Source organism: Novosphingobium sp. BL-S-34 (genome assembly GCF_056857015.1).
Window position 1 is genome coordinate 405,718 of the sequence record NZ_CM166473.1, and the last position, 26,756, is coordinate 432,473.

Sequence of the window (26,756 nt, forward strand, 5' to 3'; positions counted from 1 at the left end):
GCATTCGCAGGGACCGCCGAGCAATCGGGATTGCCATCGTCACGGCCGAATTGACCCCGCCGCCCATCGCGGCGGGGTTTCGCATGTCGGGCCTCTCGTGCATCCTCCCGGGCGATCACGGGCCCCGGCTGATCGGGCAAGGCATGGAGAGCATCATTCACAAGCAGCCACCGGACGCGCCCACCGCTTCGGAACGGGCGGCGAAACAGGGCGAAGCTTCTGGCGGCCGCCGGCGGCTGTCGCAGGCGCGGGCCGAGGCCACGCGGTCGCGCATCCTGCATTGCGCGCGCCAGGTCTTCGCCGCGCACGGGTTTGCCGCGGCCAATGTGCGCGACATCGCGCGGGCCGCCGGCACGACCCATTCGATGATCACCTACCACTTCGGCAGCAAGGACGAACTCTGGCGCGAGGCCGTGCGCGACATGTTCGCGCTGCTCCAGCGTCAGGTCATCGATCCGGTGGAAGCCGAGGCGGAACTCGATTTCGAACAGCGGTTCCGCAAGCTGGTCCACCTCTACACCCGCTACAGTGCCGAGCATCCGGAGCATGCCCGCATCACCGTTTCCGAAACGATCGCGGGCGGCGAAAGGCTGGAGTGGATGGTGCGGGAGTTCGTCAGCGCCAACCAGGCCGCCACGACCGGAAATCTGACGCAACTGCTGGACCGCGGCCTGGTGCCGGACATGCCGCTGCCCTCGCTGCTCTACGCGATGGTCGGCATGATCCAGCTGCCTTTCATGCTGCAGAAGGAGGCGCAGCTCGCGATGGGTTACGACTTCATGACGGACGAGGCCGTGGAATCCCATGCCGAGGCCGTGGTCAGGCTTCTGACGGGCTCGGCTCACGGCCCCGCGACAAGGAAATCTCCGAGCTGATCCTTTGACCGGCGGCGCGGCGCAACAAGCCGCTTGACGCGGCTGGCGTTCGCCCGCATCTCTTTTCGTCCAGATGGACGAAAACAGGGGAGGGGGTTTGTGATGTCGCGATCGGCTGGTCTTTCGGCGCGCTTGTCCGCCTTCACCGATGGTTTCGAGACACGCCATGGCGGCGTTCGTCCTGCCATCCGGGCCGACCACCGCCGCTTGAAATCAGGATCGCCGACATGACCCTTCGCCATTCGTTTCTTCTCGCCGGCGCGGTTGCCGCGTCCACGGCCATGCCGGCTGCCGCGCAGGATCGCGGCGCGGCGGCTTCCGCGCGCGCGGAACGGACGCTTGAGGCGATGACGCCGGAAGAGAAGACCGTGCTCACGGTGGGCATCATGCCCATCAAGCTGACGCCGACTTCGCCCGAGCCGCCGGCCGAAGCGGTTCCCGGCGCGGGCTATATCACCGGCATTCCCCGGCTCGGCGTCCCCGCGCTTCTGGAAACCGACGCCAGCCTGGGTGTGTCCTATGTGTTCGGCCTTCGCAAGGACGGCGCCACGGCGCTGCCTTCGGGCCTGGCGCAGGCGGCCACCTGGAACCCCGAACTGACCGAGCAGGGCGGCCGGATGATCGGCGCGGAGGCCCGCGCCAAGGGCTTCAACGTGCTGCTGGCGGGCGGCGTGAACCTGATGCGCGATCCGCGCAACGGCCGCACTTTCGAATATTTCGGCGAGGATCCTCTCCTGGCCGGTACTCTGGCCGGCCATGCCATTCGCGGCGTGCAATCGAACCACATCATCGCGACCATCAAGCACTTCGCGCTCAACGGGCAGGAAACCGCGCGCAAGGAAGTCGACAGCGTCATTTCTCCGGCGAATGCCCACGAAAGCGACCTTCTGGCGTTCAAGATCGGCATCGAGATCGGCAATCCCGGCGCGGTGATGTGCGCTTACAACAAGGTCAATGGCCATTCGGCCTGCGACAACGACTGGCTGCTCAACAAGGTTCTCAAGCAGGCCTGGGGCTACAAGGGCTTCGTCATGTCGGACTGGGGCGCGGTGCCTTCGCTCGGCACGGCGCTGAACGGACTGGACCAGCAGTCCGGCTCGGAGCTGGACAAGGACGTGTTCTTCGCCGCGAAGCTGGGCGCTGCGGCGAAGGCTGACCCGGCCTATGCCCGGCGGCTGGATGACATGAACCGGCGGATCCTCTGGGCCGTCTACGACAACGGCCTGGTCGAAAATCCGGTGAAGCCGGGCGGTGCTATCGATTTCAAGGCGCACGGCGACGTTGCCGAGGCGGTGGCGCGCCAGGGCATCGTGCTGCTGCGCAATCCGCGCGGCGTGCTGCCGCTGGCGGCTTCGGCCAAGCGCATCGCCGTGATCGGCGGCTATGCGAACAGCGGCGTTCTGTCCGGCGCGGGCTCCAGCCAGGTGCAGGGCGAAGGCGGCGCCGCCGTGAACGTGCCGCAGGGGGGCGAGGACGATTTCTCGCCCTTCCTGTTTGAAGCCTATCATCGGTCGGTGCCGATCAAGGCCATCCGCGCCGCCGCGCCTCAGGCCCAGGTGAACTATCGCAGCGGCCGTTACATCTCCGAAGCCGTGACTCAGGCCAAGGCGGCGGACATCGCCATCGTGTTCGCCACGCAGTGGTCCAGCGAGGGCTTCGACCAGCCCGACCTGTCGCTGCCCAACGGCCAGGATGCCCTGATCGCCGCTGTCGCCGCGGCCAATCCCAATACCATCGTCGTGCTGGAAACCGGCGGGCCGGTGCTGATGCCCTGGCTGGACAAGACGGCGGCGGTGCTGGAAGCCTGGTACCCCGGGGCAAGGGGCGCGGAAGCGATTGCGGCGGTGCTGTTCGGCCAGGCCAATCCTTCGGGCAAGCTGCCGATCACGTTCCCCACCGGCATCGACCAGTTGCCGCGCGCCGCGATCGAGGGCTTCGATACGGTCGAGCCGGACTTTGCCGGAGCGCCCGACGTGCACGGGCAGAGGCTGGTGGCGGACTACAATATCGAAGGCGCGGATCTCGGCTATCGCTGGAACGCGGGCAAGGGCCAGAAGGCGCTGTTCCCCTTCGGCTACGGCCTCAGCTACACCCGGTTCGCGGCTGACGCGCTGAAGACCGACGGCGCGAAGGCGACGGCCCGTGTCACGAACACCGGCAAGCGCGCCGGCGCCACGGTGGCGCAGCTCTACCTGGTATCCCGCGCGGGCAAGCCGGTGCAGCGTCTGGTCGGCTTCCAGCACGTGGAACTGGCTGCGGGGCAGGGCAAGGCAGTGGCCATGACCATCGACCCGCGTCTGCTCGCCGACTGGCGCGAGGGCAGCTGGGTGCTCGCTCCCGGCGATTACGCCTTCGCGCTGGGTGAGGATGCAGAGCATCTCGGCCCGGTAACGACGGCGCGCCTCAAGGGCCGGACCTGGAAGGACTGATCCCGGCCCGCCGGCCCCGTCCATGAAAAAGCGGCCTGGATGTGCATCCAGGCCGCTTTTCCCATTTGTTTACGGGCAGGCAGCGAAGGCAGCTTACGCCGCCCCCTCTTGTCCCGGGGTTCAGCCGGCGGCCTTCTGCGCCGATACCCAGTTGTCGACCACGCGTTCCAGGACCGTCAGCGGCATGCCGCCGCCCGCCAGGGCGGTGTCGTGGAAGCCGCGAATGTCGAAGCGGCTGCCGAGCGCCGTGCGCGCCTTTTCCCGCAGGCGGACCCATTCGTTGTGCCCGACCTTGTAGGCACAGGCCTGTCCCGGCCACGAGCAATAGCGCTCCACTTCCGAGGTCGCCCCGCCTTCGGCGCGGCCGGTATTGTCGATGAAATAGCGGATGGCCTGTTCACGGCTCCAGCCCTTGGAATGGATGCCGGTATCGACCACCAGTCGCACCGCGCGGAACAGCAGGCTCTGGTAGAAGCCGACGCGGCCGAGGGCGTCGTTGTCGTAGGCGCCCAGTTCGTCCGCCAGTTGTTCGGCATAGAGGCCCCAGCCTTCGGCGTAGCTGGAGAAGAACATGAGGTTCATCAGCTTGGGCGCGGCGGGGCTTTCCTGCTGCAGGGCGATCTGCAGGTGATGGCCCGGAATGGCCTCGTGATAGGTTAGGGTGGGCAGGCCGAACTTGGGCCAGTTGGCCGTGTCAGTCAGGTTGATCCAGTAGATCCCCGGCCGCGTGCCGTCGAGGCTGGGCGAATTGTAGTACCCCTGCGAGGCGCCTTCCTGGATCTCCGGCGGCACGCGCTTGATCTGCACGCCGGACTTGGGCAGGCGGCCGAAAGCCTTGGGCAGCAGGGCCTGCATCGCCGCCATCTGCTCGTTGAGATGGGCGACGAGTTCGACTTTGGCGGCGTCGGTGTTGGGATAGACATTGGCCGGGTTCGCGATCAGCGAGGCCATGCGTTCGCCCACCGTGCCTTGCGACATGCCCTGCTTCTTCAGCATTTCGTCCGAACGCGCGGTCAGGTCCGCCACCTGCTCCAGGCCGATGCGATGGATTTCGTCGGCAGTCATGCGGGTGGTGGTGATGTAGTTCAGGCTATTGGCGTAATACTGCGCGCCCTGGGGCAGGCGCGATACCGAAGCCTCGTGGCCGGCCTTGAGCAGAGCAGCCTTCAGGGCGTCGTTCTGGCGCTGAAGGGCAGGATAGACCCGCTCGGCAACCAGCTTCTCCACCCGCGCGCCCCATTCGCCGGGGATCGACTGTTCGTGCGTGCGCCGCACGATCGACTGGACGAGCGTGGATTCTCCGGGCTTCGTGCCCAGCATGCCCGCCTGCAATCCGATGGTCTTCTTGAGGATGAAGTCGGGCGGGATCACGCCCCGGCCGAAGTCTTCGCTCATCCGGTCGGTTTCTGCGGCAAGGACATCCGCGAAGTCTCCGACGCGGGCCACATAGGCTTCGGCATCGGCCGCAGTCTTGATGGTGTGCTGGTTGTCAAGGAAGTCGCCGGTGTTGAGATAGGCGCCGCCGCCCTGGCTGACGCGGTAGACCTGCGGCCATCCGCCCTGCCCATAGGGGATGGCGTAAGTCTTGATGATGGCATCGAGATTCGCCGCAACGGTGTCGTAATAGATGGCGTCCTGCGCCGTCATCGAGGCGCGGTTCAGAGTGCCCAGTTCGGCGCGTGCCGCGCGGACGCGGGCGCGGTCCTTCTCTTCCTGCTCCAGCGTAGGCACGGTGAGGCGGGACTTCAGCGCGGCGCGGGCCCCGGTGTCCAGCCCCAGCTGCGTCGCGGTTTCCGGCGAGGCATCGACCTGGGCTTCGAAATACTTGTCCATGAAGGCGGCCAGGGCGGGATCGGCCGAACCGGCAGCGGCACCCTTGGGCGCGGATATGCGGGCAAATGCCGGACCGGCGGCGGCGAGTGCGGCCCCCGCGGACGCGGTGGCAAGGAAATGGCGACGGTCGATCATGGCGGCTCCCGCTTTGTTGCGGCGGAAGCCTACGCCACTTGCCCGCACGAATGCAATTGAAGCCATGCCGAAGATTTCCATTGCCTCATCGGTTCGGGCCGGGGCGCCCTATCCGGCCGGGCAGGCACTTTTCGAGGAGCACATGGGGCGGCGATGCGTTGGGAAGGTTTGGTCATTCGAGGAGCCATCATGTCGAAAACCGTTGCCGAACTTCTGGTCGATACGCTTGCACAGCTTGGCGTGGAACATGTGTTCGGGGTGGTCGGCGATGCCCTCAATCCGTTCACTCACGCACTCGATGCCGATGACCGGGTGGAATGGATCGGCGTGCGGCATGAGGAAGGCGGCGCGCTTTCGGCAGCCGGGCAGGCCAAGCTGACCGGGCGGCTAGGCGTGTGCTGCGGCACCACCGGTCCCGGCGGCAATCACCTCGTCGCCGGACTTTACGAGGCGCGCAAGGACCATGCGCCGGTGCTGGCGATCACCGGCGGCGTGCCGGCGGAGAAGCGCGGCACGGACTATCTGCAGGAAGACGATCCGGCGCTGCTGTTCCGGGACGTGTCGGTCTACAGCCAGGTCATATCCGCCGCGGAACAGGCCCCGGCGGTGATCCGCGAGGCGATCGCGGCGGCTTATGCCGAGCGCGGCGTGGCGCATATCAACGTGCCGCCGGATGTCTTCTCCGCGGCCGTGCCGGGACCGGTACAGAGCCTGGCCACCCTGCGTCCCCGCCCCCAGATCGCGCCGGCGCCTGCCGACATTGCCGAAGCCGCGCGCCTGATCGGCGAGGCGAAGACCGTCGCGGTATTCTGCGGCAACGGCTGTCACGGCGCTGCGGCCGAGCTGGAGCAGCTCTCGGAACGGCTGAAGGCGCCGCTCATGCACACCTTCCGCGGCAAGGACATCCTGCCGTTCGATCACCCGCACTGGATCGGCGGCGTGGGGCTGATAGGCTCCCGCGCCGGTGTGGACGCCATCAACGAGGCCGACCTGCTGATCATGCTGGGCACGGACTACCCTTATTCCGAGTTCCTGCCCGGCCACGGCCATGTGATCCAGATCGACGAACGCGCGCTTGCGCTGGGGCGCCGGGCTCCGGTGACGCTCGGCATCGTCGGATCGGTTCGCACTGCGCTGACGATGCTGCTGGAACAGCTTCCCGCGCGGACGGACACGGCGTTCCTGGCCAAGGCGCAGGCCGCGCGGGCGGATTGGAACACCATGCTCGACAAGCGTGCGGACACGGCGCGGACGCCGGGCAAGTTGCATCCCCCGGCGGTGGCACGCGCCGTGAGCGACCACGCCGCGGACGATGCGATCATCGTCACCGATACCGGGGAGGTCACGCTATGGGCCGCGAACTGGTGGCGCCAGAGCGGGCGGCAGCGGGGCACCGGCTCGTTCAACAATGCAGCGGTCGGCACCGGGCTGGGCCTCGCCAACGGGGCGCAATTGCTCGATCGCGGGCGGCAGGTGATCGCTCATGTCGGCGATGGCGGCATGACCATGCTGCTCGGGGAGTTCATGACCAGCGTAGAGCACGACTTGCCGGTGAAGATCGTGGTCTATGACAATGCCCAGTGGGGCCTCGTCCATCTCGAAATGGAGGCGGCCGCGCTCCCGGCCGCGAAAGGAACCACTTTCCCCAACGTCGATTTCGCCCTGTTCGCGCGGGCCTGCGGCGCGCAGGGCTTCACCGTCAGCGACCCGGCGCGGCTCGACGCCACGATGGCGCAGTTCCTGGCGGCGCCGGGGCCGGCCATCCTCCACGCCATCGTCGACCCCGACGAGTTGCCGACGATGCCGCACATAGAACCCGCCCAGGTCATGCGCTTCGGTATCGCAAAAGTGCGCGAGGCCTGGCGAGGGCTGCGCAAGACCGGCAGCTGATCCGGGTTCAGGGCGTCACTCGAACTCGCTGCCGACCGGCTGGCCATCCACGAAGACCTGGCGGCGCGTGACCTTGCGGATCTCGACGCGTCCCGCCTTGAGCGCGGTTTCGAGGCGCTCGACGGCTTCCTGGCCGGTGACGTTGGGCCGCCCCGGCGCGGGGTTCCATGTGCCGTTCTCACCCTTCCAGAGGAAGCTCCGGTCGTTGGTAACGATCACGGCCTCGTCGCTGTCCTTCTCGAAGAGAACGGTACAGGCGCCGGAGAATCCGCAGGCATTGTAGCCCTGGAGCTGGTCGTGGAGCGCCTTGGGCAGCACCGTGCCGCGTGGCAGCACCAGCAGGCGCGCGGGGTCGATGGGCGTCTGCCGAGGTTCGATCGAGACCGGGTCGAGCGACCAGCGGCTCTTGGCATCCCGCGCCTTCTTCGCGGCGGCTCGGATTTCCGGCGTGCGGCCGGTTTCGGCGAGGCGGCGGGTGGCAGCTTCACCGGCGCGGCCGAAGTCGAAGCGCATGGCGCGCCAGTCGAACTTGGCCAGCGGTGTCCGTCCGCTCTGCAGCCGGGCGAGTTGGTCGCGCGTGGACAGGGCGCCGAAATTGATCAGCGGCGTGGAGAGTACCAGCGCCACGAGGCAGAGCCCGGCCGCCAGGCGCAAGTTGGCCGTGCGCAAGTGGGGAGCTGCTTGGATGCGCCAGCGCACGAGGACGACGAGATAGGCCAGGCCATAGGCGCAGGCAATGGCCGTGAAGACCACGGCCCAGAGCCGGTCCGGCGTCAGGCCATATTGCTGGATGCGCAGGCCGGTGGAGATCGCGGCAATCGCGCCGAGCGGCAGCATGGCAATGCCGAGCGCGGCCACGCTGCCGCGCAGCAGGGGACTGCGCGCCTCATGCGGTGCCTCGTCCCCGATCACGGCATTGGCCAGGGAGAGTGCGCCGATCACGCAGCCGAGCAGGATCGGGCTGGTCGAACGGGTCGCGTCCCACAGCGGCGCGAGGCCGGTGAAGGGGGTCGCCGCCAGGAAAACGACCAGGCCAAGCGCGAGCACCGGCGCCAGCACGGACAGGATCGTCGTCACCACGCGCTGCAGCAGGCGCAGGATGCCGTCACGCTCGCGCAGGAGGCCGATCCCGGCGCCGAGCGCGGCGCCCGTGAGCAGGAGCGCTGCCCAATCCTTTGCCAGCAGGTCCTTGAGCAGGCTGATGCCGATCAGGCGGAACAGTTCGGACAGCAGCAGCACCATCGCCCAGACCACGCCGACGAAGACCCATGCCGCGCACCACAGCACCACATTGGTCCAGGCGTGGCCATGCGCTTCCGGATAGGGAATGGTGATCGACCGGGGGCGTCCCCGCTGCTCATGGGCAGACGAGCCCGGCATCAGGCGCGCGTCCCGCCAGGCCTGGAAGAGAGGCGCGGCGATCACCACGGCCAGCACGGCGCAGACGATCCGCCAGGGCTCTTCGCCATGTTGACTGCCGAAAGGGCCGTTCCAATAGATCGTCAGCGCGACCACCGCTCCGCCGATCGCGGCACAGGCGGCGCTCCAGTGGATACGCGTGCGCTCCACGAGGAAACCGAAGATCAGCGACCCGATGCCCAGGAACGTGGCCAAGGCCATGCGGGTCTGCATCAGGTCGAAATCGCCGTGATGCTTGTCCGGGCGGACGATCCAGTAGATCGCCAGGCCCACCACTGCCCCCAGCAGGGCAAGGCCCCAGGATCGCAGCGGCCATTCGCCCGCCTCGGCTTCGCGAGAGGCGGCCGCATGTTGCGGGATCGCGGAATCTTGGGGGCTGTTCATCGCTGTCCTCTCGCGAAGGTCAATTGACGGTGCTCGGGAAGGTCTTCCAGGCCTTCGCCCGTTCGTTGCGCCTGGCTGGCCGAGGTAGAGACGGCCAGTGACCTTGCGGAGGCCGCAAGCCCGCAAAGCGCTTTGCAGCCCGTCCGAACGGGAAAACGGGACATGCGGCATTCCTCGATCTGCTGCTTGTCCCGATAGCTATCTCAAAATTAAGCGGCGTTCAATATCTTATTTTACGCTGTGTATTTCGGACACGAGGGTGCATTTGCTTTAGGGGAATGCTCGGGATCTATCGGCGCGAACTTGCCGCGCTTACGGCTGACGGTGCTCCCGTGCGGTAGTGGCTGCGTTTGCCCGGTGACGGCGAAATGGGTCTGACGCGAAAATCGCGAAAGCGCCGGCGGGCGCTCTCGCGATCTTCTGTCGGTCATGCCGGACGCGAAGCCGGAGCTTAGACGTTCGCCACCACGACGGCGCGCGTGTTGAGGTAGTTGTCCAGTGCTTCGGGGCCGCCTTCGGTGCCGTAGCCTGAATCCTTGATGCCGCCGAAGGGCAATTCCGCCGAGGAAGCAGCGGGCGTGTTCACCCAGAGCATCCCGACTTCGACCCGCCGCGTCAGCAGGTCGGCATTGGCGAGCGACCGCGTGAAGGCATAGCCGGCCAGCCCGAAGGAGAGGCGGTTGGCTTCGGCGATCGCTTCTTCCAGCTTGTCGAAGCCGCGAATCCCGGCGACCGGACCGAAGGGCTCGTCGTTGAACAGGCGGGCATCGAGCGGGACATCGGCCAGCACGGTCGGCTGCCAGAAGTTGCCGACTTCGCCGATCCGCTCGCCGCCGGCAAGCAGGCGCGCGCCGCGTGCCACGGCGTCCTGCTGGAACTCGGCCATGGCCGTCAGGCGGCGGTCGTTGGCGAGCGGGCCCATCTGGGTTTCCGCGTCCAGGCCGTCACCTACGGAGATGCCCTTGGCCAGCTCGGCCATGGCCTGCGCGAACTGCTCCTTCACGCTGTTGTGGACCAGGAAGCGTGTCGGCGAGATGCAGACCTGCCCGGCATTGCGGAACTTGGCGCGCCCGGCGCTGCGCACGGCGAGGTCGACGTCCGCATCCTCGCAGACGATCACGGGCGCATGGCCGCCGAGTTCCATCGACACCCGCTTCATGTGTTTGCCGGCGAGGCTGGCGAGCAGCTTGCCGACGGGCGTGGATCCGGTGAAAGTGATCTTGCGGATCACCGGGCTGGCGATCAGGTATTCCGAGATCTCGGCAGGGTCGCCATAGACCAGGTTGAGCACGCCGTCGGGAAGACCGGCATCCTGGAACGCGCGAATGAGCGCGGCCGGGCTTGCGGGGGTTTCCTCCGGCGCCTTGACGATCATCGAGCATCCGGCGGCCAGGCCCGCGCCGATTTTCCTGACGACCTGGTTGATCGGGAAATTCCAGGGCGTGAACGCGGCGACCGGGCCGACCGGGTCCTTGATCACCATCTGGCGGACCGACAGGTCGCTGCGGTGCGGCACGAGGCGGCCGTAGACGCGGAAGCCTTCTTCGGCGAACCATTCGATGATGTCGGCCGCTGCCATGGTCTCGCCCTTGGCTTCCGCCAGCGGCTTGCCCTGCTCCAGCGTCATCACCCCGGCAATGTCGGAGGCACGCTCGCGCAGGAGCGCGGCTGCCTTGCGCATGATCGTGCTGCGCCTGGCGGGCGTGAAATCGCGCCAGACTTCGAACCCGCGCTCAGCCGAGGCGAGCGCGAGGTCCAGATCCGCGCGGTCGGCATGGGCAACGCGGCCGATTTCCTGTCCGGTTGCGGGGTTCTGAACCGCCAGCGTCCGGCCACCGGCGGCATCGCGCCACGCCCCGTCGATGAAAAGCTGGGTATCGGGATAGGCCATTGCTGCACTCCTTTAGGCGGGGCCGGCGCCGGAAGAAACCGCGCTCGGCCGGACCGACCATATCGGAAGCCGAGGCCATGGCCGCAACCGGCGCAAGGCCGGATGGGCCGTGCAATTGGAGTTTCGGGACTTGCCCTTTTCTCATCGTACGGCGCGCTGGGACAGCCGGCGCGCCGCCGATGAAAACGCGGGCGCGAGGACGTCAGGGCAGATTGCCGTCCCGCCGCTTTTCGCTGAGTTTCCGGGCCGCATAGGCGCCCACGGCCGCGGCGGCGATCCCGGCGAGGCCGAAGCGGCGCAGCACGGTTGCGGCCACGACCCCGGCAATCGCGCCGCCGGTTTCATCGACACCCGCCACATTGCGGGCGATCCGTTTGCCCGCGATTCCTCCGATGATCTTGCCTAGCATTCAACAGTCTCCTTCTGAGAAAATAGCGAGCGGGGCCGCCGATGGTTCCGTCCCCGACCGGCTGCGATCCCGTCAGGACCGACCTTGGGTTCTGTCCTTTCGCCCCGAATCTGGCTAGGGCGGCGGGAATTGGAGATAGAGATGAGCGATCCGTCGAAGGCATGGGATGGGGAACAGGTCCGCAAATGGCTGGAGCGCCGGTTCGAGGCTTCCCGGCTGGATCAGGCCGCGGCGGATCGGCGCGGGTATGAAGCGCAGGACGATTACGACAAGGCGGCGGCCGAGGAATGGGTCTGCCGCACGTTGAAGTCTGCCGACTGCACGAACGAGCAGGCCGCCTTCGCCCGGCGTATCAAGGAACTGATCGCTCAGGACGAGTACAAGGTGACGGGCATCTACGACGACAGGCGGTTCGAACGGAACGTGCGCGGTCACCTGAGGAAGCTGGCGAAGATGACCAAGGCCAACGAAGGCTTCGAGAAAACCCTGCGCTATCAGTGAGCAGGGCCGAAGGGCGGGCGCGTCCGCGCTCCAAACCCGTCGGCCCCGGCGCTGCATCAGGTCTCCCGGCGGATCGGATAGACCCCGGTTTCCCGGTTGGGCGCCGGCGTGCGCTCCATCAGCCATTCCAGCCGCGCTTCGGGGTCCTGCGCGAAGGAAGCATCGCTTGCCACCCGCGCTTCGAAAGCGGTGCGGATTTGCGCATCGCGGGCCAGCAGCGCATCGGCGATCGGCGCCAGCACGAAGTCCTCGCTTCCCGCTGGCGGGGAAAGCACTTCGGGGAAGAAGCCCCAGGCCAGGAACGAGTCCTGGCTCTCCGGCTCCAGCAGGGCCGCGGCCAGAAGCCCGAGCGGCTGGTCGGACGGCACGCGGATGGTGCCGGCGGGCACCGTCTCTGTTGCCCGGGCATGCTCGAACCTCGCCTGCAGCGGCACCCGGCCGTCGTGCGGGGCCTGGAGGGCGGGATCTTTCAGGCGCACCCGGTCCAGTTCCAGCGCGCGGGCCTGTTCGAGAATTTCCATGCGGATCCCGTGAAGGCGCAGGCGGTCGATCACTTCGGCTTGCGCGGCCGGCACCAGCCAGGCCTTGGGCAGGGTTACGGTTTCCACCGGCTCCTGGCCGACGATCGGCATGCGCAGGCTCTTCGGCCGGGCGGTCCAGCGCTGCTCCATCCGTCCCGAAGCGGGCGAGGCATAGCTTTCGAAGGCGACGCCCTTGAACCCCTCGACCCAGCCCACCGGCTCCTTCGCCGGTTGCCAGCGGGTCAGCAGGGTTTCCGGGCGGGCGGCACGGTCCGCCGCTTTCGCCGCGGCAATGGCGGGGGCATCCTGCGCCGCCAGCGTCATCGCTTTTTCCAGCAGGACGTAAGTGCCGAGCACCCGCTGGCGATAGGGCTTGAGCATGTGGTTCTCGACCAGCACCGTGGGCACGCCGATGAAGTCTCCATAACCCGTCGAGTAGCGCGGCCCTTCCGGGCTCTGGCGGATGCCGCTCTCCGGGCGGCGCGTGTCGATCGGGCTGGGGTAGATCGTGGGGGTGTGGCCCGCCTTGGCAAGCGCTGCGGTGACGCCGGGACCGAAGCGCTGCTCCAGCCAGTCCGCCGTCGCGCGGTGGCGCGCATAGCGGCCCCACCCGGCATAAGTGAACGTGATGTCGTACTGCATGTCGAAGCCGCCGCTGACGTGGCAGTCGATGTAAAGGATCGGATCGAGCCGCCGTAGCAGGGCGATCATCGCGCGGGTTTCAGGCGCATCGGCCTTGGCATAGTCGCGGTTGAGATTGATGCCGCGCGCATTGCCCTCGGTGCCTTTTTCGTCCGGCCCGCGCACATGGAGGAAGTTCCAGGCGCTCATGCGCTCGTGGCCGTCGATGTTGAGGATCGGAACGAAGACCAGGTCCACCTTGTCCAGCAGGCGGTCCTTGCCGCGCAGGGCGATATCGTGCAGCAGCATCAGGCCGGCGTCCTTGCCGTCGATCTCGCCCGCGTGGATGCCGGCCTGGACCAGGACCACGGGCTTGGACTTGCCATCGGCGGCAGGGCCCTTGCTCGCGCGGACCAGCAGCATGTCGCGCCCTTCGCCGGTCTTGCCGAATGTCTCCAGTGCAATGAGCGGCGACGCCTGGGCAAGGCGTTCGAGCCAGGCGCGCACTTCCGCGTAGCGCGGCGTGGCTGCGAAGTCGGACACTTCGGCAGGGGTGATCCAGGGGTCGTCTTCGCGCGCGACCAGTTTCTCGCTGGCGCCCGACCAGGCGAGTGCCGGGGGCAGGACATGGGGCGGCGCGTGGCTCGCCTGCGCGGAAGGCTGCGCGAGTGCGGGCGAGGCAAGCATGGAGAGCGCCGCGAAGGCGAGGGAAGTCTTCAGCATGAGGAGGGTCTCCCGGAGGATTTCAGAAGCGGGCGCGCAGGCCGACGGTGCCGGTGCGAGGGGCGCCCGGCTGCACCCAGAGCGGAGTATAGCTGTTGGCGTACCAGTCCGCGTCGAAGAGATTGGTCACGCTGCCGAACAGCGCGACTGTTTCCGTCAGTTCCAGCTCGCCGAACACGCGGGCCAGCGTATGCGCGGGCAGCGTAAAATCGGTGCCGGTTTCGCCGCGCCGCCGGCTGACATGCTGCACGCCGCCGCCCAGTGTCGCTTCGCGCGAACCGATGGCGAATGTGCGCGCGATCTGCATGTTGACGTTGTGGTCCGGGATGTTCGCCAGCGGATCGCCGGGATTGACCTGGAAGGAATAGGCGGGGTCGAGGACGCTCGAACGGGCCTCCGCATCGATATAGGCATAGCTCAGCAGAAGGTCGAAATCGCCGGGGAGCCGCCCGGCAAGGTCCAGCTCCACGCCGCGGCTGCGGGCCTTGCCGATCGCGACCGAGAAGCCGGGGTTGTTGGCGTCGCTGGCGAGCACGTTGGACTTTTCGAGCTGGAACACGGCCAGGGTTCCATTCAGCTTGCCGCCCAGCAGAGAAAGCTTCACGCCCGCTTCCAGGGACTCGCTGGTCTCGGGATCGAAGATCAGCCCGGCCGCGTCGGTGCCGACATTGGCGCGGAAACCCTGGCCGTAAGCGGCATAGAACGTGACCGGCGCGCTCAGCTTGTAGACAAGGCCGGCCTGGGGGCTGAACCGCCCCTTGGTCCGCTTGCTGCGGGTGGCGGTCAGGCGGTTGTCGGTTTCCAGCGTCACGCTGTCGTAGCGCCCGCCCAGACGAACCTGCAGGCGATCGGTCAGTTCGATCTGGTCCTGGACATAAGAGCCACCAGCGCGTTGCCGGTCGACCCTGTCAGTGATGACGGCGGTGGCGGGCAGGGGATACTGTCCGTAGACGGGATCGAGAATGTCGATCACGTAGCCTGCCGCTGCGCCGGGGTTCGATGCCAGGAGCGGCGGGCGAAAGCGGCGGAACACCTGGTCGTACGTGAAGGAGTCGTAGTCGGCCCCGATGAGGACGCGGTGGCGCAGGCTGCCCGTATCGAACAGGCCGGCGAGTTCGGCGCGGACGACGGAATGGTCCGCATCGTAGTAACGCGAGCGTCGTTGGCGCGACAGCGAGCGACCATCGCTGTAGACCGCCTGGCGCGAAGCCACCGTTTCCGCATCGGAGGAAAAGCCGGTCAGCAGGGTCTTGCGGATGCTGCCGCCGACAAGCAGGCTCCAGCCGCCGCCAAGCTCGTGCTGAAGGCGCAGTTGGTGGCCGGTGGCGCGTGCGATCGTGTCTCCGTCTCCCGGCTCGCCCAGAAAGCGGGAGCGTGGAACGGTGTGGAAGTTGCCGTCCAGAACCACGATACCGCGATCGAACGGCACTTCCACCCGGCTCTTCTCGAAATCATAGGTCAGGCGGGTGCGCTCGCCCAGCGAGAGGCCGATGGACGGCAGGAAGCCCCAGCGCTTCTGGTGGACATGGTCGCGGAAGGTGTCGCCGTCCTCGGCATAGCCGATCAGCCGGGCGGTGAGGCCGCCGGTCAGCGCCAGATTGACGTCCGCCTCGCCGCGCAGCCGGTCGAAGCTGCCGTATTGCACCGAGGCAGTGCCGTAAGAGCGGCCCAGTTCGGCCTGCTTGGTCACCAGGTTGATGGTGCCGCCCGGCTCTCCGCGCCCGATGAGGGCAGCCGCCGGGCCCTTGAGCACTTCCACGCGTTCGATCCCGGCCACGTCGCGCGGGCCGCCGAAGCCGCGTCCGCCGTTGAAACCGTTGACGAGATAACCGCTCGGCATGTTCTCGTCGCCGGTGAAGCCGCGAATGGCGAAAGCGTCCCACAGCCCGCCGAGCGTGTTCTGACGGGCGACCGATGCGTTGAGGTCCAGCGCGTCGCTGAGCCGCTGGATGGTGTTGCGTTGCAGGGTCTCGGCATCGATTTCGGCAATCGACTGCGGGATTTCGGACAAGGCGAAATCGCCGCGATAGGCCTGGCGCACGCCGGTGACGGTAATGGCGTCGCTGCGCTCTTCGCCCGAAACCTCTTCTTCCCGGCGCTGCTCCTCCTCGACCGTTTCCGCAGAGACGGGAAAGGGCGCCATCGCAAAGGCGAGCGGCAGGGTTCCGGCCAGCAGGCGGCCGTCCTTGGCGAAACGAAACATGATGACCCCCGGTAGTGACGTTGCGGCGGAAGCGCGCAAACGCTCCTGACGGAGGGGCTTCTGTCAGTGCAGCTTTCGTGCGTCAATGATATGTTGCAACATCACTTAAAATTCGGAGGTGACCCCGTTGCCGTCGCGGCCACCGGTCCCTTTTGCAGCGCCCGCTTACAGCTCAGGCCCGCGACCGGAAGTTATGGGGAATAACCTCGGTCACGGGCCTGAAACTGCGCCGCTATGTCGATCGTGCGACCCGAAGGACCGCGGCGGTGTGGTTCTCCCGGCCATGGGACCGGGAGAGGGTCATGAGGCAGCGACTCTTGTCAGTCGGCCCCATGCGGAAAAACGGGTGTCAGGGCATCAGGACGGTGTCGACGACATGGATCACGCCGTTGGACTGCATGACATTGGCGATGGTGATCCTGGACTTGCCGCCCTTGGCATCGGTGAGCCACCAAGCGCCGGCCTTGTCCTTCCAGGCGGTGAGCTTCTCGCCCTCCACCGTGGTCAGCATGGCCTTGCCGCCGTGCGCCATCGCATTGGCGGCGATGTCGGCGGCGGTCATCCGTCCGGCCACGACGTGATAGGTCAGGACCTTGGTGAGCATCGCCTTGTTCTCGGGCTTCATCAGCATGTCCACGGTTCCGGCGGACAGCTTGGCGAAGGCGGCATTGGTGGGTGCGAAGACGGTGAAGGGCCCCGGTCCCTTGAGAGTGTCCACCAGCCCGGCAGCCTTGACGGCGGAGACGAGCGTGGTGTGATCCTTGGAATTCATCGCATTGTCGACGATGTCCTTGGTCGAATACATGGCAGCGCCGCCGACCATCGGATTGCCGGCCATCGCCTTGTCGGCGGGTGCCTTGGCGCCGACCGAGGCGGCGCCGGAAAGCAACAGGGCGGCGGTGAATGCGGTTGCAAGCGTGCGGGGTAGGGCGTGCATGTCTGACATCCTCTCTTCCGTTTCGCATTCCGTTTCCTGGGATGCGCTCCAGATACGGTGCATCGAACGGCCCGGATGCAGAGGCGATCAGATTTCCGAGATTTTTCCGGTCATGACCGGCGCGGCGCTGGGCGCCTGGTGCGGTGCGGTGGCCGGATCCTCCATGGTGATGGCCAGCGTAGCCCCGGTTTTCAGGAAGGGCCGCATGGGATCGGCGACCGGCATTTCGGCGCGTCCGGCCTGAATGAGCCCCAGCGAGCGCGGTACGCCGTCCTTCGGGATAACCCATAGTTCCGGACTCTTGCCGGTGCCGGTGGGAGAACCGGCGTCGAAGCGCAGGACCCCGCGGCGGGGATCGAACGCGACGGCCATGATCGCGCCGCCTTCCGCGCCGGACATTTGCGACACCGCCATGCTGCCGTCGGGAACGGTGGGTGCCGGTCGCATCGCCACGAACAGCGCCAGGCTGGCGGCAAGGGCGCCCGCGCCCAGCGCGGTGGCCCGCCAGGCACGCAGCCCGCGCGGAGCCGCGGCGACCGGCGCGCCGATCCGCGCCGCAATGGCGTTCCACACCCTGGATGAAGGCTCGGCGGCGGGAACTGCGGTCAGCATGGGCGAAAGCCGGAGCTGCCACTGTTCCACCCGCCGCGCGAAGGCCGGGTCGCTCAGGCAGAGGCGCAAGGCGGCGGCGCGATCAGCGCCGTCAAGCAGGCCGAGCGCAAGTTCGGCCGCCAGGCCGTCGCGATCCTGATCTTCGGGCATTTCAACCATCGCCCAGGCAATCCTTCAATTTCTGCATTCCCCGTCTGATCCAGCTCTTGATCGTCCCCAGCGGCGTATCCGTGCATTCCGCCAGTTCCTGATAAGTCAGCCCTTCCAGGAACGCGCGGCGGATCGCCTGCGCCTGCTGCGGTTGCAGCCCTTCCAGGCAGAGCCGCAAGCGCCGGTGCTCGTCGTCTCCCTCGATCACCGCATCCGCCAGCGGGCTTTCATCGGCAATGGCTTCCACGACACCCTCGGGCGCCGTGTCGAAGCGCCGGTCGGAGCGGCGCCAGTCGATCGCGGCATTGCGCGCAATGGCGGCGAGCCAGGTGATCGGGCTGGCTTTCGCCGGATCGAAGGCCGAGGCGCGGCGCCAGACCTTGACGTAGACGTCCTGAAGCACGTCTTCCGCCGCCTCCCGGTCTCCGCAGATGCGCAGGCAAATGCCGAAAAGCTTCGCGCACGTCATGTCGTAGACCCGGCGCAAACCCGCAGGATCGCCGGCGGCGGCCAGGTCCATGGCCGAAACCAGTCTTGCCCGCTCGTCTGCCACGGCTGTTTCTCTCATCCGTCCGTCCTGACCTCAAGCCTTCCCCGATCAACGGCCGACGGCGCAATTGGCTGCCCGGGCTCCCGGGCGAATTCGCATGATATACGCAGCGGGCCGGCGCGCGGATGCACCCTTGTCGCAATCCGCAATTTCAGCGCCTTGTCGCGCCGATCTGCGCGCTTCGTCAAATGCCTGTAACCGAAGGCGGGAAGGGGCCTTGCGCCAGACCGGCATTTTTTCGGAGCCTTCATGACCCTGTCCGTCCTCGTCCTTGCCGCCGCCGCGATTGCCGCCCAGCCTGCCCCTGTTCCTGCACATGCGCCGAAGATGAACGATATCCAGGCCGTTGGCACGCACAATAGCTACAAGCAGGCGATGAGCGATGCCGTCCGCGCCCGGATCGCGGCGCAAAGCGAGAAACTGGAAATGGCGCTCGACTATTCCCACCGCCCCCTGTCGGAGCAGCTCGACCATGGCGCGCGCCAGTTGGAGATCGACGTCAACTACGACCCCGCGGGCGGCTACTACGCCAAGGGCGCCGCCGACGCGGAACTGCTGAAGCCGGGCTTCAAGGTGCTGCACATGGCCTTCAGCGATGCGGCCAGCAGCTGCGAACGGCTCGTCACCTGCCTTGCCGAGGTCCGCGACTGGTCCGACGCCCATCCCGATCATGCGCCGATCATGCTGATGTTCAATGCCAAGGAAGACGCCGATCCCGAGCACGGCAAGGCGGCGCTGCGCTTCGACGAGAAGGCCTTCGACGCGCTGGACCGCGAGATTCTCTCGGTCATCCCGCGCGGGAAACTGATCCTGCCTGACGACGTTCAGGGTCGCTATCCGACCCTGCGCGAGGGCGTGCTGGCTGGAAACTGGCCCAGCCTTGCCGCGGCGCGGGGCAAGATCTTCTTCGCGCTCGACGAGCACGAAGCCAAAGTCGCGATCTACCGCGGCAAGCGCAAGTCGCTGGAAGGGCGGGTCTTCTTCGTGAATACCGATGAGAACTCCCCGGCCGCCGCCTATCTCACCCTCAACGATCCCATCGCCGAGGCCGACCGCATCGCGCGCGACGTGAAGGCGGGGTTCATGGTGCGGACCCGCGCCGATGCCGATACATGGGAAGCGCGCGCGGGAACGCTGGCGCGTCTGCGCGCGGCGCTGGCGAGCGGCGCGCAGTACATCTCGACCGACTATCTCTGGGAAGACCCGCGCCTGCCGGGATACCGCGTGTCGCTGCCGGGCGGCGCGCCGGTTCGGTGCAATGCGGTGCGGCTTGCCGGTCAGGATCTGGCGGACTGCACGGCGGACCTCGCCTCGGTTCGGTGAGGGCTTGGAGGCCTCTCAGGCCTGAGCGGACGGCTCGCCCGAGGGCTGGTCGTCCCGCTCGCGCAGCAGGAGCAATGCTCCTGCCGCGACGAGCGAGCCCATGCCCATCAGCACGGCGACGATCGACAGGCCGAACCCGGCATTGAACAGGAAGCCCGCGACGATCGGGCCGAGCGCGGCACCGCCCCGGCCGATGCCGATGACGAAGCCGGTGCCGCCCGCGCGCACTTGTGTGGGGAAGACCCTGGCGAAGAGGGCGTAGAGGCCGACCACGCCGGCATTGGTGCAGAAGCCCGCCGCTCCGGCGATCAGCGCCAGTCCGGCGAGGGTCTCCTGTCCCTGGCCGAACAGCGAAACCAGTACGGTGGAGGCCAGCATGGCCACGATCACCAGCTTGCGCACCGCGATCCGGTAAGTCAGCAGGCTCAGCAGCGTAGCTCCTGCCAGGCCGCCGACATTCGCCCAGACCAATACGTCGCCCGCCTTGGATGCGGCATAGCCCATGTCCACGACGATCTTGGGGATCCACTTCAGGATGAAGTAGAAGGTCATGATGTGGCAGAAGTAGCCGAGCGTCAGCAGGACGGTGCTGCGCGCGAGGCCGGGGGCGAAAAGCTCTGCGATGGACGCTCTGGCGGCGGTGAGGGGCGCAGGCGGAAGCGCGTCGACGGTTTCGTGGCCGAGGCGGCGCAAGGTGGCGTTGATCCGCTCCAGCGCGCCGGGGCCGCGCTTCTGCAGCAGGAAGCCGATCGATTCCGGCAGGAGGAACCAAGCGATCGGCAGGAACACTGCCGTCACTACCGCGCCGAACATGAAGACGTCGCGCCAGTGGCCGGTCGCCAGCAGGCCGGTGGCGATCGAGCCGCCGACGATGGCGCCCATCGGATAGCCTGCCGCCATGATCGCCACCGCCAGGTTGCGATGGCGGTCGTTCGAGAACTCTGCCACCAGGGCATTGGTGCAGGCCAGCATGCCGCCGATCCCCAGCCCGGTGACGAGCCGGATGATCGAGAGGTTCACCACCGAACTGGCCGTCGTCGCCATGGCCATGCCGCCCGCCATGATGACGAGGCAGGCCAGCACCGTCGGCCGCCGTCCGATCCGGTCGGCCAGGTTGCCCAGCGCCACCGAGCCCACCGCCATGCCGATCAGTTCCATCGACAGCACCAGGCCGAGGGCGGCCCGGTCGATCCCCCATTCCGAGGCGATGCCCGGCGAGGCGAAGCTGATCGCCAGCACGTCGAACCCGTCAAGCGCGTTGAGCAGCACGCAGAGCGTCACTGCCGCGATTTGCAGGGGTCGCATCGTTCCCTTGGACAGGATAGTCTGGGGCGACAGGATGGATTGGGGATCTCTGGTCATCGTCATGTCCGGTCTTGCGCGTTTACGCCCTAAAGCGACGGCGGATGGTGAACGGCGCGGTCGATCCGGCCGTAGGTTCGTTCCAGGCACCCCGCGGCCATCATGACCAGGGGCACCGGCAGCGCGAGGCACAGCAGCGCGGTGCCGCTTTCGACATCGCGCATCGTCAGGTAGCCGATCAGCAGCGGTCCGCAGGCCGCGCCGATCCGTCCCAGGCCCAGTGCCCAGCCCAGGCCGGTTGCGCGCGCGGCGGGGGGATAGAACAGCGAGGCGGCGGCGATCATGCCTTTCTGCCCGCCGCCGATGCCCACCCCGGCCAGCATGGCGGCGGCATGGAACGGCGCGCCGCCCCTGGCCGCGAAAGTGCCGAGGAAGACGATGCCGGTCAGCCCCACCGCGCTCATCGCCACGAGGGCGCGGAACGGGCCCATGCGGTCCGCCCACCAGATCATCGGCAAGGCGCCCAGCGCGGTGCCCAGCGTGAACATGCTGGTTGCCGCGACGGCGCTGGAATAGGACAGCCCTTCGCGCGCGGTCAGCAGCGGAAGCCAGGACTGGAGCGCGTAGAACAGGCCCAGCCCGATCGAGAACATGATCCAGAACAGCACCGTTCCGGCGCGCAGGCGCGGCGCGAAGAGGGCGGCGAGGGGGCTGGCGCTCCGAGGCTTGATCTCCTCGACGGGCAGCGCCGCGCTGAGCATCGCGGCGATGAGCAGGGCCAGGGGCACGGTCGCTCCCCAGGGCGCGCGCCAGCCGGAGCGGGGGACGACCCAGCCGCTCACCAGCCCCGCCGCCAGGAAGCCGAGCGAGAAGGCGACATAGATGCCCACCACTTGCGCGCCGCGCCAGCGCATGCGTCCGTGCTGGCTGGCGATGGAAACCGCGCTGGGCAGGGCGGCGCCGATGGCGATGCCGGTCAGTACCCGGCCGAGGAACAGCACTTCGAACCCCGGCGCGACCACGCAGACCATCGTTGCCAGCGCCAGGCCCAGCATGGCCCCGCAGAGCACGGGCCTTTCGCCCACGCGATCAGCCAGCGGCGCGACGAAGATGTAGCCCAGGAGCAGTCCGAAGATCGCGGAGGACAGCAGCGGGCCGATCAGCGCGCTTTCGAGCTGCCAGTCATGCACCAGTCCGGGCATCGAGAAGCTCAGGGCCTGAAACGCATAGCCGCTGACGAACAGGGCCATGGCGCAGTAGAGGACCACTTGCCGTTCGCGTCCCTTGGACCGCACCACCCGCACACCGTCTCCCGCCGCCCGGCCGCGCCACGGGGGGCAGGCCCCCGTCCCGGCAGATGCGACCATCGGGAAAGCGGAACCGGCCACCGCGTCAGAACCGCAGGGTCATCATTGTCTGGACGAACAGGTTATCGCCATAACCCGCGCGGCGTAAGACCTTTCCGGCGTCTACGTAATTTACGAAGCCGGTGAGTGCGACATGCGGGTTCAGCGCCCAGTTCGCCTTGAGGCGGGCCACATTGGCGACATGCTTGCCCGCCACGTTCTGCGTGCCGGCGTAGACTTGCGAGTTGCCGCGATAGACGGCGTCGTTCTGGTCCGGGCGCCAGTAGAACCCGGTTTCGCCGGTCAGCGAGAATGTCTTCGTCACTGGCACCACCAGCGTCGGCGCCACGCCCATCAGGTTGACCGCGCCCAGGTAGTTGTCGTCGCTGAAAATGATCGTGGCGTTGTAGAGGAAGTTGAACGAGCCGACTTTCCCCGAACTGTCGAAAGTGCCGCCGCCCGAGGCATAATCGGCATGGAAACCGAGCCGGGGCGACGAGGCGCCCTTGGCCAGCGCGACCGACTGGTTGGTGCTCATGGCCCAGGCATCGACGGCGCGGGCGCCGAAACGGCCGTCCTGCTTCATCGCCGTCCAGTCGAAGGCGACCGGGCCGAGGCGGCCCCAGAGCCGCGCGCCGTAGGTCTCGCGCCGGTCCTTCCCGGAAAGGCGGCCGAGGGTGCGGTCGTCGTCCTCGAAGTGATAGTAGAAGGGATCGAGGTAGACCGCCGTGCGGCCCTTGGGCGCGCCGCCGGCAACCACGAAGCTGGAGTAGATACCGCTCAGGGTCTCGCCGTTGCCGATCTTGTCGTCCAGCAGGCCGGTGCCCTGCTCGGTCGGCACGAAGTGGAAGGCGCTGAAGCGGAACCGCCGCCAGTCCATCGACAGGCGGGCGCCGTTCATCGAGACGCGGATGTTGGGATTTTCGCGCGGGCTGATGATGAAGCGGGGGCCGTCGAAGAACTCCTGCCGGCCCACCGTCACCCGTGCCGTGCCCGAGCCGACCGGCGCGCGCACTTCGGCGAAGAGCTGCTGGACGATCAGGTCGTTCTGCTGGATCGCTATGTGCCGGTTCTCGTTCTTCCCGAAGATCCGGCCCGACGCCAGTTCGCCGTAGAAGCGCACCGCGGGGCCGATCCTGAGATCGGCGCCCAGGGTCGTGCGCGAGAGCACTTCCACGCGGTTGGTCGTGTCGGAAAGCAGGGGCCGGGTGGAAAGGCTGACGCTGGCGCGCTGGTCGCCGTTCAGGGTCAGCGAGACGTCGCCGTCCGCCGCCAGCGGAATGAACTTGAGCGGAGAGGCCCATTCCCGCTTCGCCTTCTGGCTTCGCAGGAAGCGCCAGTCTTCCGCCCCGCGCAGCATCATGTAGTTGGGGCCGGTACGCGGCCCCTGTCCGTCCGCTTCGGCCGGATAGGGCGACTTCAGCGGATCGCGTGCCGGGGTGCCAGCGGGAATGACGGGCTGCGGCGACGCGGCGACCACCGTCTGCGCGGGAACCGGCTGCACGTCATCGCCCGTGGCTGCGAAAGCGCAGCCCGGCAAGAGCAGTCCGATCGTCACGCATCCGGTGAGGCCCCGATCGCGCAGCGGAAAAGTCCGGTTGCGCATGATCGTCCTCTCGCGGCTTATCCGAGGGGGATTTCCATGAGGTCGCGGCCGACCACGATCTCGCCCTTGAAGTGCCTGGCCACTTCGCTGCGCCACATGTCGTCCGTGATCCACTCCATGTCGCCGGGCACGAAGTGGCTGAGCACCAGCTTCCCGACTCCGGCGCGGGCGGCGATCCGGCCGACCTGTTCGGCGGTGGTGTGGCTCTCGATCAGGTGGTTGCGGAAAGTGGGAGTGCCGTTGGCCCGCTTCACCAGTTCGTCCACGCCGGGGACGTAGAGCACTTCGTGAACCAGCACGTCGGCGCCCTTGGCGAAATCGGCCAGGGCGGGATTGTAGGCGGTGTCGCCCGAATAGACGACACTGCCGTAAGGCGTTTCGAAGCGATAGGCCAGGTTGTCGAGCGGGGGGTGGGGAGTGGTGAAGGCGGAGACCTTCACGCCGCCGTCAGACATGACCGGCCCCTGTTTCGGGGCGAAATCATGCGCGCGCAGCAGCGTGGCGGGATCGACGCGGCCCTCGTCCGACATGCGGGTGGCGATGTCCATGTGATTGAGGCGCCAGAAGTCCGCCGCCATCGCCTCTATGCCCACCGGGCCATAGGCGTCGACCGGGCTGCGCAGCGCGCCTGCGGCCCACATGTTGTAGACGAGATTGCCGAATTCGAGCTGGTGGTCCGAATGCATGTGCGAGATGAAGATCGCGCGGATATCGGCAAGGCCGAGCCCGGCTTTCACGATTTGCGCCGTCACGCCCATGCCGGTGTCGATGACGTAGACTTTGCCGTCCACCACCAGGGCATTGGCCGGGTTGGAGCGGGTGCCGCCCACGCGGGGACCGCCCTTGGTGCCGAGCAGCACGAGCTTCGCACCCTTTGCCGAGGCCTTGGCGGTGCTGGCCGGCTGGGCAAGCAGCGAAGAGGCGGAACCGGCCAGCAGGCCGCCGGCAGCGGTGGTCATGGCCGCCTGCAGCAGGCCGCGGCGGTTGAGCATGGGGATGCGCGACGCGAAATTCATGAAACTCCTCTCCACTCTGGGATCCAGCCCTGATCGGGCTTGTTGGCCTTCGCCTAACATCGCCCCTCAGAGCGAGTCAACCAGAATGCGAATCTCATTCGGTTTATCGAAGCGTGGACAAGCGGCGCGCTATCGGCAATGCCTCTGTCCATGACGGAGGCGGCGGTGGCGATCGAGATCGAGGATGACCTGGCGAAAGTAGGGGTGACGCCCGCCGTGCAATCGCGCAGCCGCGCCTTGCGCGATCGCCTCATTCGCGAGGCGCTTGCCATCGCGCGCAACCAGCCCTTCGATGATGTCAGCATCATCGATATCTGCGCGGCGGCAAGCTGCTCGACGGGGGCCTTCTATTCGCGCTTCCCGGACAAGATCACGCTGTTCAAGGCAGTCATGGTCTTCGCCGCCGCGGAATCGGGCCCGCTTCTGGAAGGTATCGTGCGCGAGGCGCCCTTCGAGGAGATTCTGCCCAGGCTGGTGAAGGCGCAAGTCGATCGCTATCTGCGTCAGTCGACGTTCTTCAGGTCCGCCTTCAAGGTCAGCCTCGACGCCGAACAGGCGTGGGAGCCGTTTCGCCGCAATGCCCAGAACCTGGCAAGCGCCTATATCGAGCGCCTGCTGGCGCTGCCGGCAATCGACGCGGAGCACGTGAGCCTGGAACGGGTGCGCTTCGCCTTTCAGGTGATGTACGGGGTGCTCAACAATACCCTGATCAACCGGCCCGGCCCTTTCGTCCTCGAAAGCGACGAATTTCCCGCCCTGCTCGAGGACGCGATGCTGGCCACCATGAGGCTGCCGCCGATCCCGGCCTGACTCACGGCGCCCCGGGCTTGGCCGGGCGTGCCTGTGCGAAAGGGGGGCGCCGAAGCGCCCCCATCCCTCGCGCGCGCGGTCAGAACGGCTCGTTGAGCCGCGCCAGCGCGCCTTCCAGCAAGGCCTTGTGCCGGTCCGGCGAGCCGTGCTCCAGTTGCAACCTGCCGATGCCCACGCTGCTTTCGATCACATCGCGGCACCGTTCGAAGCGGCGCTCCTCGTAGGCAGCCAGACCTTCTGCGACCGTGCCTGCCCGGGCCAGTTCCTCGGCCAGGACGACGCCGCTTTCCACCGCCATCCCGGCGCCGGAGGCCAGATGGGGGGTGGTGGCGTGAACCGCATCGCCCACCAGTACGATCCGCCCGTTGCTCCAGGACCGGGGTTGGAGCGCGGCGGAGAGCGGGCGGTAGTTGATCCAGTCCCCCCGGGTCATGTTGTCGCGAATCCATCCGGCATTGCCGCCGAAGTCCGCGAGCAGCCCCTTCAGGGTGGTATAGAGTTCCTCTTCGTCCATGAAGGTTTCGCGCGGTTCGTGAGGCGTGAGCATCCACATGTAGACACTGTCCGGGCTGCAGGCGGTGATGCCGCAGGGGTTGTCGTGGCCCAGGAAGAATTCCCCGGCCTCCAGACCGGGGGGCTTGCGGATCGAGATGCGCCAGCAGCCCTGGCCGGTCGGCTGCGCCGGGGCCATGTGGGGAAAAGCGATCTCGCGTACGGTGGAATAGACGCTGTCGGCCCCGACAACGAGGTCGTAGCGGCCCGTGCTATCGTCCGAGAAGGTGACGTCCACGCCGGTTTCGTCGGTTTCGAGCGTGGTAACGGTCAGCCCCAGGCGGACGGGGATGGCAAGGTCCTGCACCCGGCGCTGCATGATCCGGTGCAGCACCGGGCGCATGATGCCGCCGGTTGCGGGCAGACCTTCCTCGATCACGGGTTCGTCGAGATCGTGGAGATGCGTGCCGTCATGACGGAACAGGCGGGTCTTGTTCGTGATGGCGCCGGCCTTCTTGATCTCCTCCAGCAGGCCGAGCCGCCGATAGGCCCGCAAGGTCGGCCCGGTTATGGTTATGCCCGCGCCATAGACCCGCCATTCCGGATCGAGGTCGATCAGGTCCACCCTGACGCCGCGTTCCGCAAGGCTGATGGCCGTGGCCATGCCGCCGATCCCCCCGCCCACGACCAGTGCCGTGGCGATGCTGCTGATGCTCTCCCGTATCATGAAGACGAGAGGTAACGCGCCCGCTCCGCCAGACAAATCCGAACTGTGGAT

The 26,756-nt window shown here is 67.3% G+C and carries 20 protein-coding genes; 6 read left to right on the top strand and 14 right to left on the bottom strand.

Going from position 1 to position 26,756, the window contains the following annotated elements:
• The first annotated feature begins 50 nt into the window (after positions 1 to 50).
• Positions 51 to 875 (top strand): TetR/AcrR family transcriptional regulator, encoded by an 825-nt coding sequence (locus AC1VV3_RS15920; protein ID WP_482962826.1) that lies wholly within the window; start codon positions 51 to 53, stop codon positions 873 to 875.
• Positions 876 to 1,102: 227 nt separating this feature from the next.
• The gene (locus AC1VV3_RS15925) at positions 1,103 to 3,304 is read left to right on the top strand and encodes a glycoside hydrolase family 3 C-terminal domain-containing protein (RefSeq protein ID WP_482962827.1); all 2,202 of its coding nucleotides are present in this window, start codon (positions 1,103 to 1,105) and stop codon (positions 3,302 to 3,304) included.
• Positions 3,305 to 3,424: 120 nt separating this feature from the next.
• Here the strand turns inward: AC1VV3_RS15925 and AC1VV3_RS15930 are convergent, their stop codons facing one another.
• Positions 3,425 to 5,272, bottom strand: coding sequence for a DUF885 domain-containing protein (locus AC1VV3_RS15930; protein WP_482962828.1), 1,848 nt, complete (start codon positions 5,270 to 5,272; stop codon positions 3,425 to 3,427).
• A 189-nt stretch (positions 5,273 to 5,461) separates the two neighbouring features.
• On the opposite strand from AC1VV3_RS15930, the gene AC1VV3_RS15935 reads away from it, so the two are divergent.
• Positions 5,462 to 7,162: a thiamine pyrophosphate-binding protein gene (locus AC1VV3_RS15935; RefSeq protein ID WP_482962829.1), complete on the top strand. Its 1,701-nt coding sequence runs from the start codon at positions 5,462 to 5,464 to the stop codon at positions 7,160 to 7,162.
• A gap of 15 nt (positions 7,163 to 7,177) precedes the next feature.
• On the opposite strand, the gene AC1VV3_RS15940 is transcribed toward AC1VV3_RS15935, so the two are convergent.
• The 3 genes from AC1VV3_RS15940 to AC1VV3_RS15950 form a co-directional block, all read right to left on the bottom strand.
• Complete coding sequence (locus tag AC1VV3_RS15940; protein WP_482962830.1) at positions 7,178 to 8,965, bottom strand: DUF4153 domain-containing protein; 1,788 nt, start codon at positions 8,963 to 8,965, stop codon at positions 7,178 to 7,180.
• Positions 8,966 to 9,416: 451 nt separating this feature from the next.
• Positions 9,417 to 10,856 (bottom strand): NAD-dependent succinate-semialdehyde dehydrogenase, encoded by a 1,440-nt coding sequence (locus AC1VV3_RS15945; protein ID WP_134094333.1) that lies wholly within the window; start codon positions 10,854 to 10,856, stop codon positions 9,417 to 9,419.
• 202 nt (positions 10,857 to 11,058) lie between these two features.
• Complete coding sequence (locus AC1VV3_RS15950) at positions 11,059 to 11,265, bottom strand: hypothetical protein (protein ID WP_482962831.1); 207 nt, start codon at positions 11,263 to 11,265, stop codon at positions 11,059 to 11,061.
• A 141-nt stretch (positions 11,266 to 11,406) separates the two neighbouring features.
• Between AC1VV3_RS15950 and AC1VV3_RS15955 the strand changes: the two genes are divergently transcribed.
• Positions 11,407 to 11,766 carry a hypothetical protein gene (locus tag AC1VV3_RS15955; protein WP_482962832.1) on the top strand — a complete coding sequence of 120 codons (360 nt, stop codon included), beginning with the start codon at positions 11,407 to 11,409 and terminating at the stop codon, positions 11,764 to 11,766.
• Positions 11,767 to 11,822: 56 nt separating this feature from the next.
• On the opposite strand, the gene AC1VV3_RS15960 is transcribed toward AC1VV3_RS15955, so the two are convergent.
• The 5 genes from AC1VV3_RS15960 to AC1VV3_RS15980 form a co-directional block, all read right to left on the bottom strand.
• Complete coding sequence (locus tag AC1VV3_RS15960) at positions 11,823 to 13,631, bottom strand: M14 family metallopeptidase (RefSeq protein WP_482962833.1); 1,809 nt, start codon at positions 13,629 to 13,631, stop codon at positions 11,823 to 11,825.
• A gap of 22 nt (positions 13,632 to 13,653) precedes the next feature.
• Positions 13,654 to 15,834, bottom strand: a complete 2,181-nt coding sequence (locus AC1VV3_RS15965) for a TonB-dependent siderophore receptor (RefSeq protein ID WP_482962834.1) — start codon at positions 15,832 to 15,834, stop codon at positions 13,654 to 13,656.
• A gap of 349 nt (positions 15,835 to 16,183) precedes the next feature.
• Positions 16,184 to 16,771 carry a fasciclin domain-containing protein gene (locus tag AC1VV3_RS15970; RefSeq protein ID WP_482962835.1) on the bottom strand — a complete coding sequence of 196 codons (588 nt, stop codon included), beginning with the start codon at positions 16,769 to 16,771 and terminating at the stop codon, positions 16,184 to 16,186.
• 87 nt (positions 16,772 to 16,858) lie between these two features.
• A complete protein-coding gene (locus tag AC1VV3_RS15975; protein WP_482962836.1) occupies positions 16,859 to 17,533 on the bottom strand; it encodes an anti-sigma factor in 675 nt (224 codons plus the stop codon).
• 1 nt (position 17,534) lies between these two features.
• Positions 17,535 to 18,101, bottom strand: a complete 567-nt coding sequence (locus tag AC1VV3_RS15980) for a sigma-70 family RNA polymerase sigma factor (RefSeq protein WP_132266868.1) — start codon at positions 18,099 to 18,101, stop codon at positions 17,535 to 17,537.
• A gap of 231 nt (positions 18,102 to 18,332) precedes the next feature.
• Here AC1VV3_RS15980 and AC1VV3_RS15985 point away from each other — a divergent pair, with 231 nt between their 5' ends.
• Positions 18,333 to 19,406: a Ca2+-dependent phosphoinositide-specific phospholipase C gene (locus AC1VV3_RS15985; protein WP_482962837.1), complete on the top strand. Its 1,074-nt coding sequence runs from the start codon at positions 18,333 to 18,335 to the stop codon at positions 19,404 to 19,406.
• 15 nt (positions 19,407 to 19,421) lie between these two features.
• Here AC1VV3_RS15985 and AC1VV3_RS15990 read toward each other — a convergent pair whose 3' ends face one another.
• From AC1VV3_RS15990 to AC1VV3_RS16005, 4 genes are read right to left on the bottom strand one after another with little or no spacing between them, the layout of a single operon-like run.
• Positions 19,422 to 20,768 carry an MFS transporter gene (locus AC1VV3_RS15990; protein ID WP_482962838.1) on the bottom strand — a complete coding sequence of 449 codons (1,347 nt, stop codon included), beginning with the start codon at positions 20,766 to 20,768 and terminating at the stop codon, positions 19,422 to 19,424.
• A 29-nt stretch (positions 20,769 to 20,797) separates the two neighbouring features.
• Complete coding sequence (locus tag AC1VV3_RS15995; RefSeq protein WP_482962839.1) at positions 20,798 to 22,075, bottom strand: MFS transporter; 1,278 nt, start codon at positions 22,073 to 22,075, stop codon at positions 20,798 to 20,800.
• Positions 22,076 to 22,100: 25 nt separating this feature from the next.
• Positions 22,101 to 23,660, bottom strand: coding sequence for an alginate export family protein (locus tag AC1VV3_RS16000; protein WP_482962840.1), 1,560 nt, complete (start codon positions 23,658 to 23,660; stop codon positions 22,101 to 22,103).
• A gap of 17 nt (positions 23,661 to 23,677) precedes the next feature.
• Entirely contained in the window at positions 23,678 to 24,676 is a 999-nt protein-coding gene (locus tag AC1VV3_RS16005) for an MBL fold metallo-hydrolase (protein WP_207912993.1), read from the bottom strand.
• A gap of 150 nt (positions 24,677 to 24,826) precedes the next feature.
• Here AC1VV3_RS16005 and AC1VV3_RS16010 point away from each other — a divergent pair, with 150 nt between their 5' ends.
• Positions 24,827 to 25,486: a TetR/AcrR family transcriptional regulator gene (locus tag AC1VV3_RS16010; protein WP_482962841.1), complete on the top strand. Its 660-nt coding sequence runs from the start codon at positions 24,827 to 24,829 to the stop codon at positions 25,484 to 25,486.
• 79 nt (positions 25,487 to 25,565) lie between these two features.
• On the opposite strand, the gene AC1VV3_RS16015 is transcribed toward AC1VV3_RS16010, so the two are convergent.
• Positions 25,566 to 26,705 (bottom strand): FAD-dependent monooxygenase, encoded by a 1,140-nt coding sequence (locus tag AC1VV3_RS16015; protein ID WP_482962842.1) that lies wholly within the window; start codon positions 26,703 to 26,705, stop codon positions 25,566 to 25,568.
• Between the last annotated feature and the right edge of the window lie 51 nt (positions 26,706 to 26,756).

What these genes read in the sequence shown, in the direction of transcription:
- AC1VV3_RS15925 (WP_482962827.1), top strand. Translation starts at nt 1,103, where the DNA reads ATGACCCTTCGCCATTCGTTTCTTCTCGCCGGCGCGGTTGCCGCGTCC.
- AC1VV3_RS15930 (WP_482962828.1), bottom strand. Translation starts at nt 5,272, where the DNA reads ATGATCGACCGTCGCCATTTCCTTGCCACCGCGTCCGCGGGGGCCGCA.
- AC1VV3_RS15935 (WP_482962829.1), top strand. Translation starts at nt 5,462, where the DNA reads ATGTCGAAAACCGTTGCCGAACTTCTGGTCGATACGCTTGCACAGCTT.
- AC1VV3_RS15940 (WP_482962830.1), bottom strand. Translation starts at nt 8,965, where the DNA reads ATGAACAGCCCCCAAGATTCCGCGATCCCGCAACATGCGGCCGCCTCT.
- AC1VV3_RS15945 (WP_134094333.1), bottom strand. Translation starts at nt 10,856, where the DNA reads ATGGCCTATCCCGATACCCAGCTTTTCATCGACGGGGCGTGGCGCGAT.
- AC1VV3_RS15950 (WP_482962831.1), bottom strand. Translation starts at nt 11,265, where the DNA reads ATGCTAGGCAAGATCATCGGAGGAATCGCGGGCAAACGGATCGCCCGC.
- AC1VV3_RS15955 (WP_482962832.1), top strand. Translation starts at nt 11,407, where the DNA reads ATGAGCGATCCGTCGAAGGCATGGGATGGGGAACAGGTCCGCAAATGG.
- AC1VV3_RS15960 (WP_482962833.1), bottom strand. Translation starts at nt 13,631, where the DNA reads ATGCTGAAGACTTCCCTCGCCTTCGCGGCGCTCTCCATGCTTGCCTCG.
- AC1VV3_RS15965 (WP_482962834.1), bottom strand. Translation starts at nt 15,834, where the DNA reads ATGTTTCGTTTCGCCAAGGACGGCCGCCTGCTGGCCGGAACCCTGCCG.
- AC1VV3_RS15970 (WP_482962835.1), bottom strand. Translation starts at nt 16,771, where the DNA reads ATGCACGCCCTACCCCGCACGCTTGCAACCGCATTCACCGCCGCCCTG.
- AC1VV3_RS15975 (WP_482962836.1), bottom strand. Translation starts at nt 17,533, where the DNA reads ATGCCCGAAGATCAGGATCGCGACGGCCTGGCGGCCGAACTTGCGCTC.
- AC1VV3_RS15980 (WP_132266868.1), bottom strand. Translation starts at nt 18,101, where the DNA reads ATGAGAGAAACAGCCGTGGCAGACGAGCGGGCAAGACTGGTTTCGGCC.
- AC1VV3_RS15985 (WP_482962837.1), top strand. Translation starts at nt 18,333, where the DNA reads ATGACCCTGTCCGTCCTCGTCCTTGCCGCCGCCGCGATTGCCGCCCAG.
- AC1VV3_RS15990 (WP_482962838.1), bottom strand. Translation starts at nt 20,768, where the DNA reads ATGACCAGAGATCCCCAATCCATCCTGTCGCCCCAGACTATCCTGTCC.
- AC1VV3_RS15995 (WP_482962839.1), bottom strand. Translation starts at nt 22,075, where the DNA reads ATGGTCGCATCTGCCGGGACGGGGGCCTGCCCCCCGTGGCGCGGCCGG.
- AC1VV3_RS16000 (WP_482962840.1), bottom strand. Translation starts at nt 23,660, where the DNA reads ATGCGCAACCGGACTTTTCCGCTGCGCGATCGGGGCCTCACCGGATGC.
- AC1VV3_RS16005 (WP_207912993.1), bottom strand. Translation starts at nt 24,676, where the DNA reads ATGAATTTCGCGTCGCGCATCCCCATGCTCAACCGCCGCGGCCTGCTG.
- AC1VV3_RS16010 (WP_482962841.1), top strand. Translation starts at nt 24,827, where the DNA reads ATGACGGAGGCGGCGGTGGCGATCGAGATCGAGGATGACCTGGCGAAA.
- AC1VV3_RS16015 (WP_482962842.1), bottom strand. Translation starts at nt 26,705, where the DNA reads ATGATACGGGAGAGCATCAGCAGCATCGCCACGGCACTGGTCGTGGGC.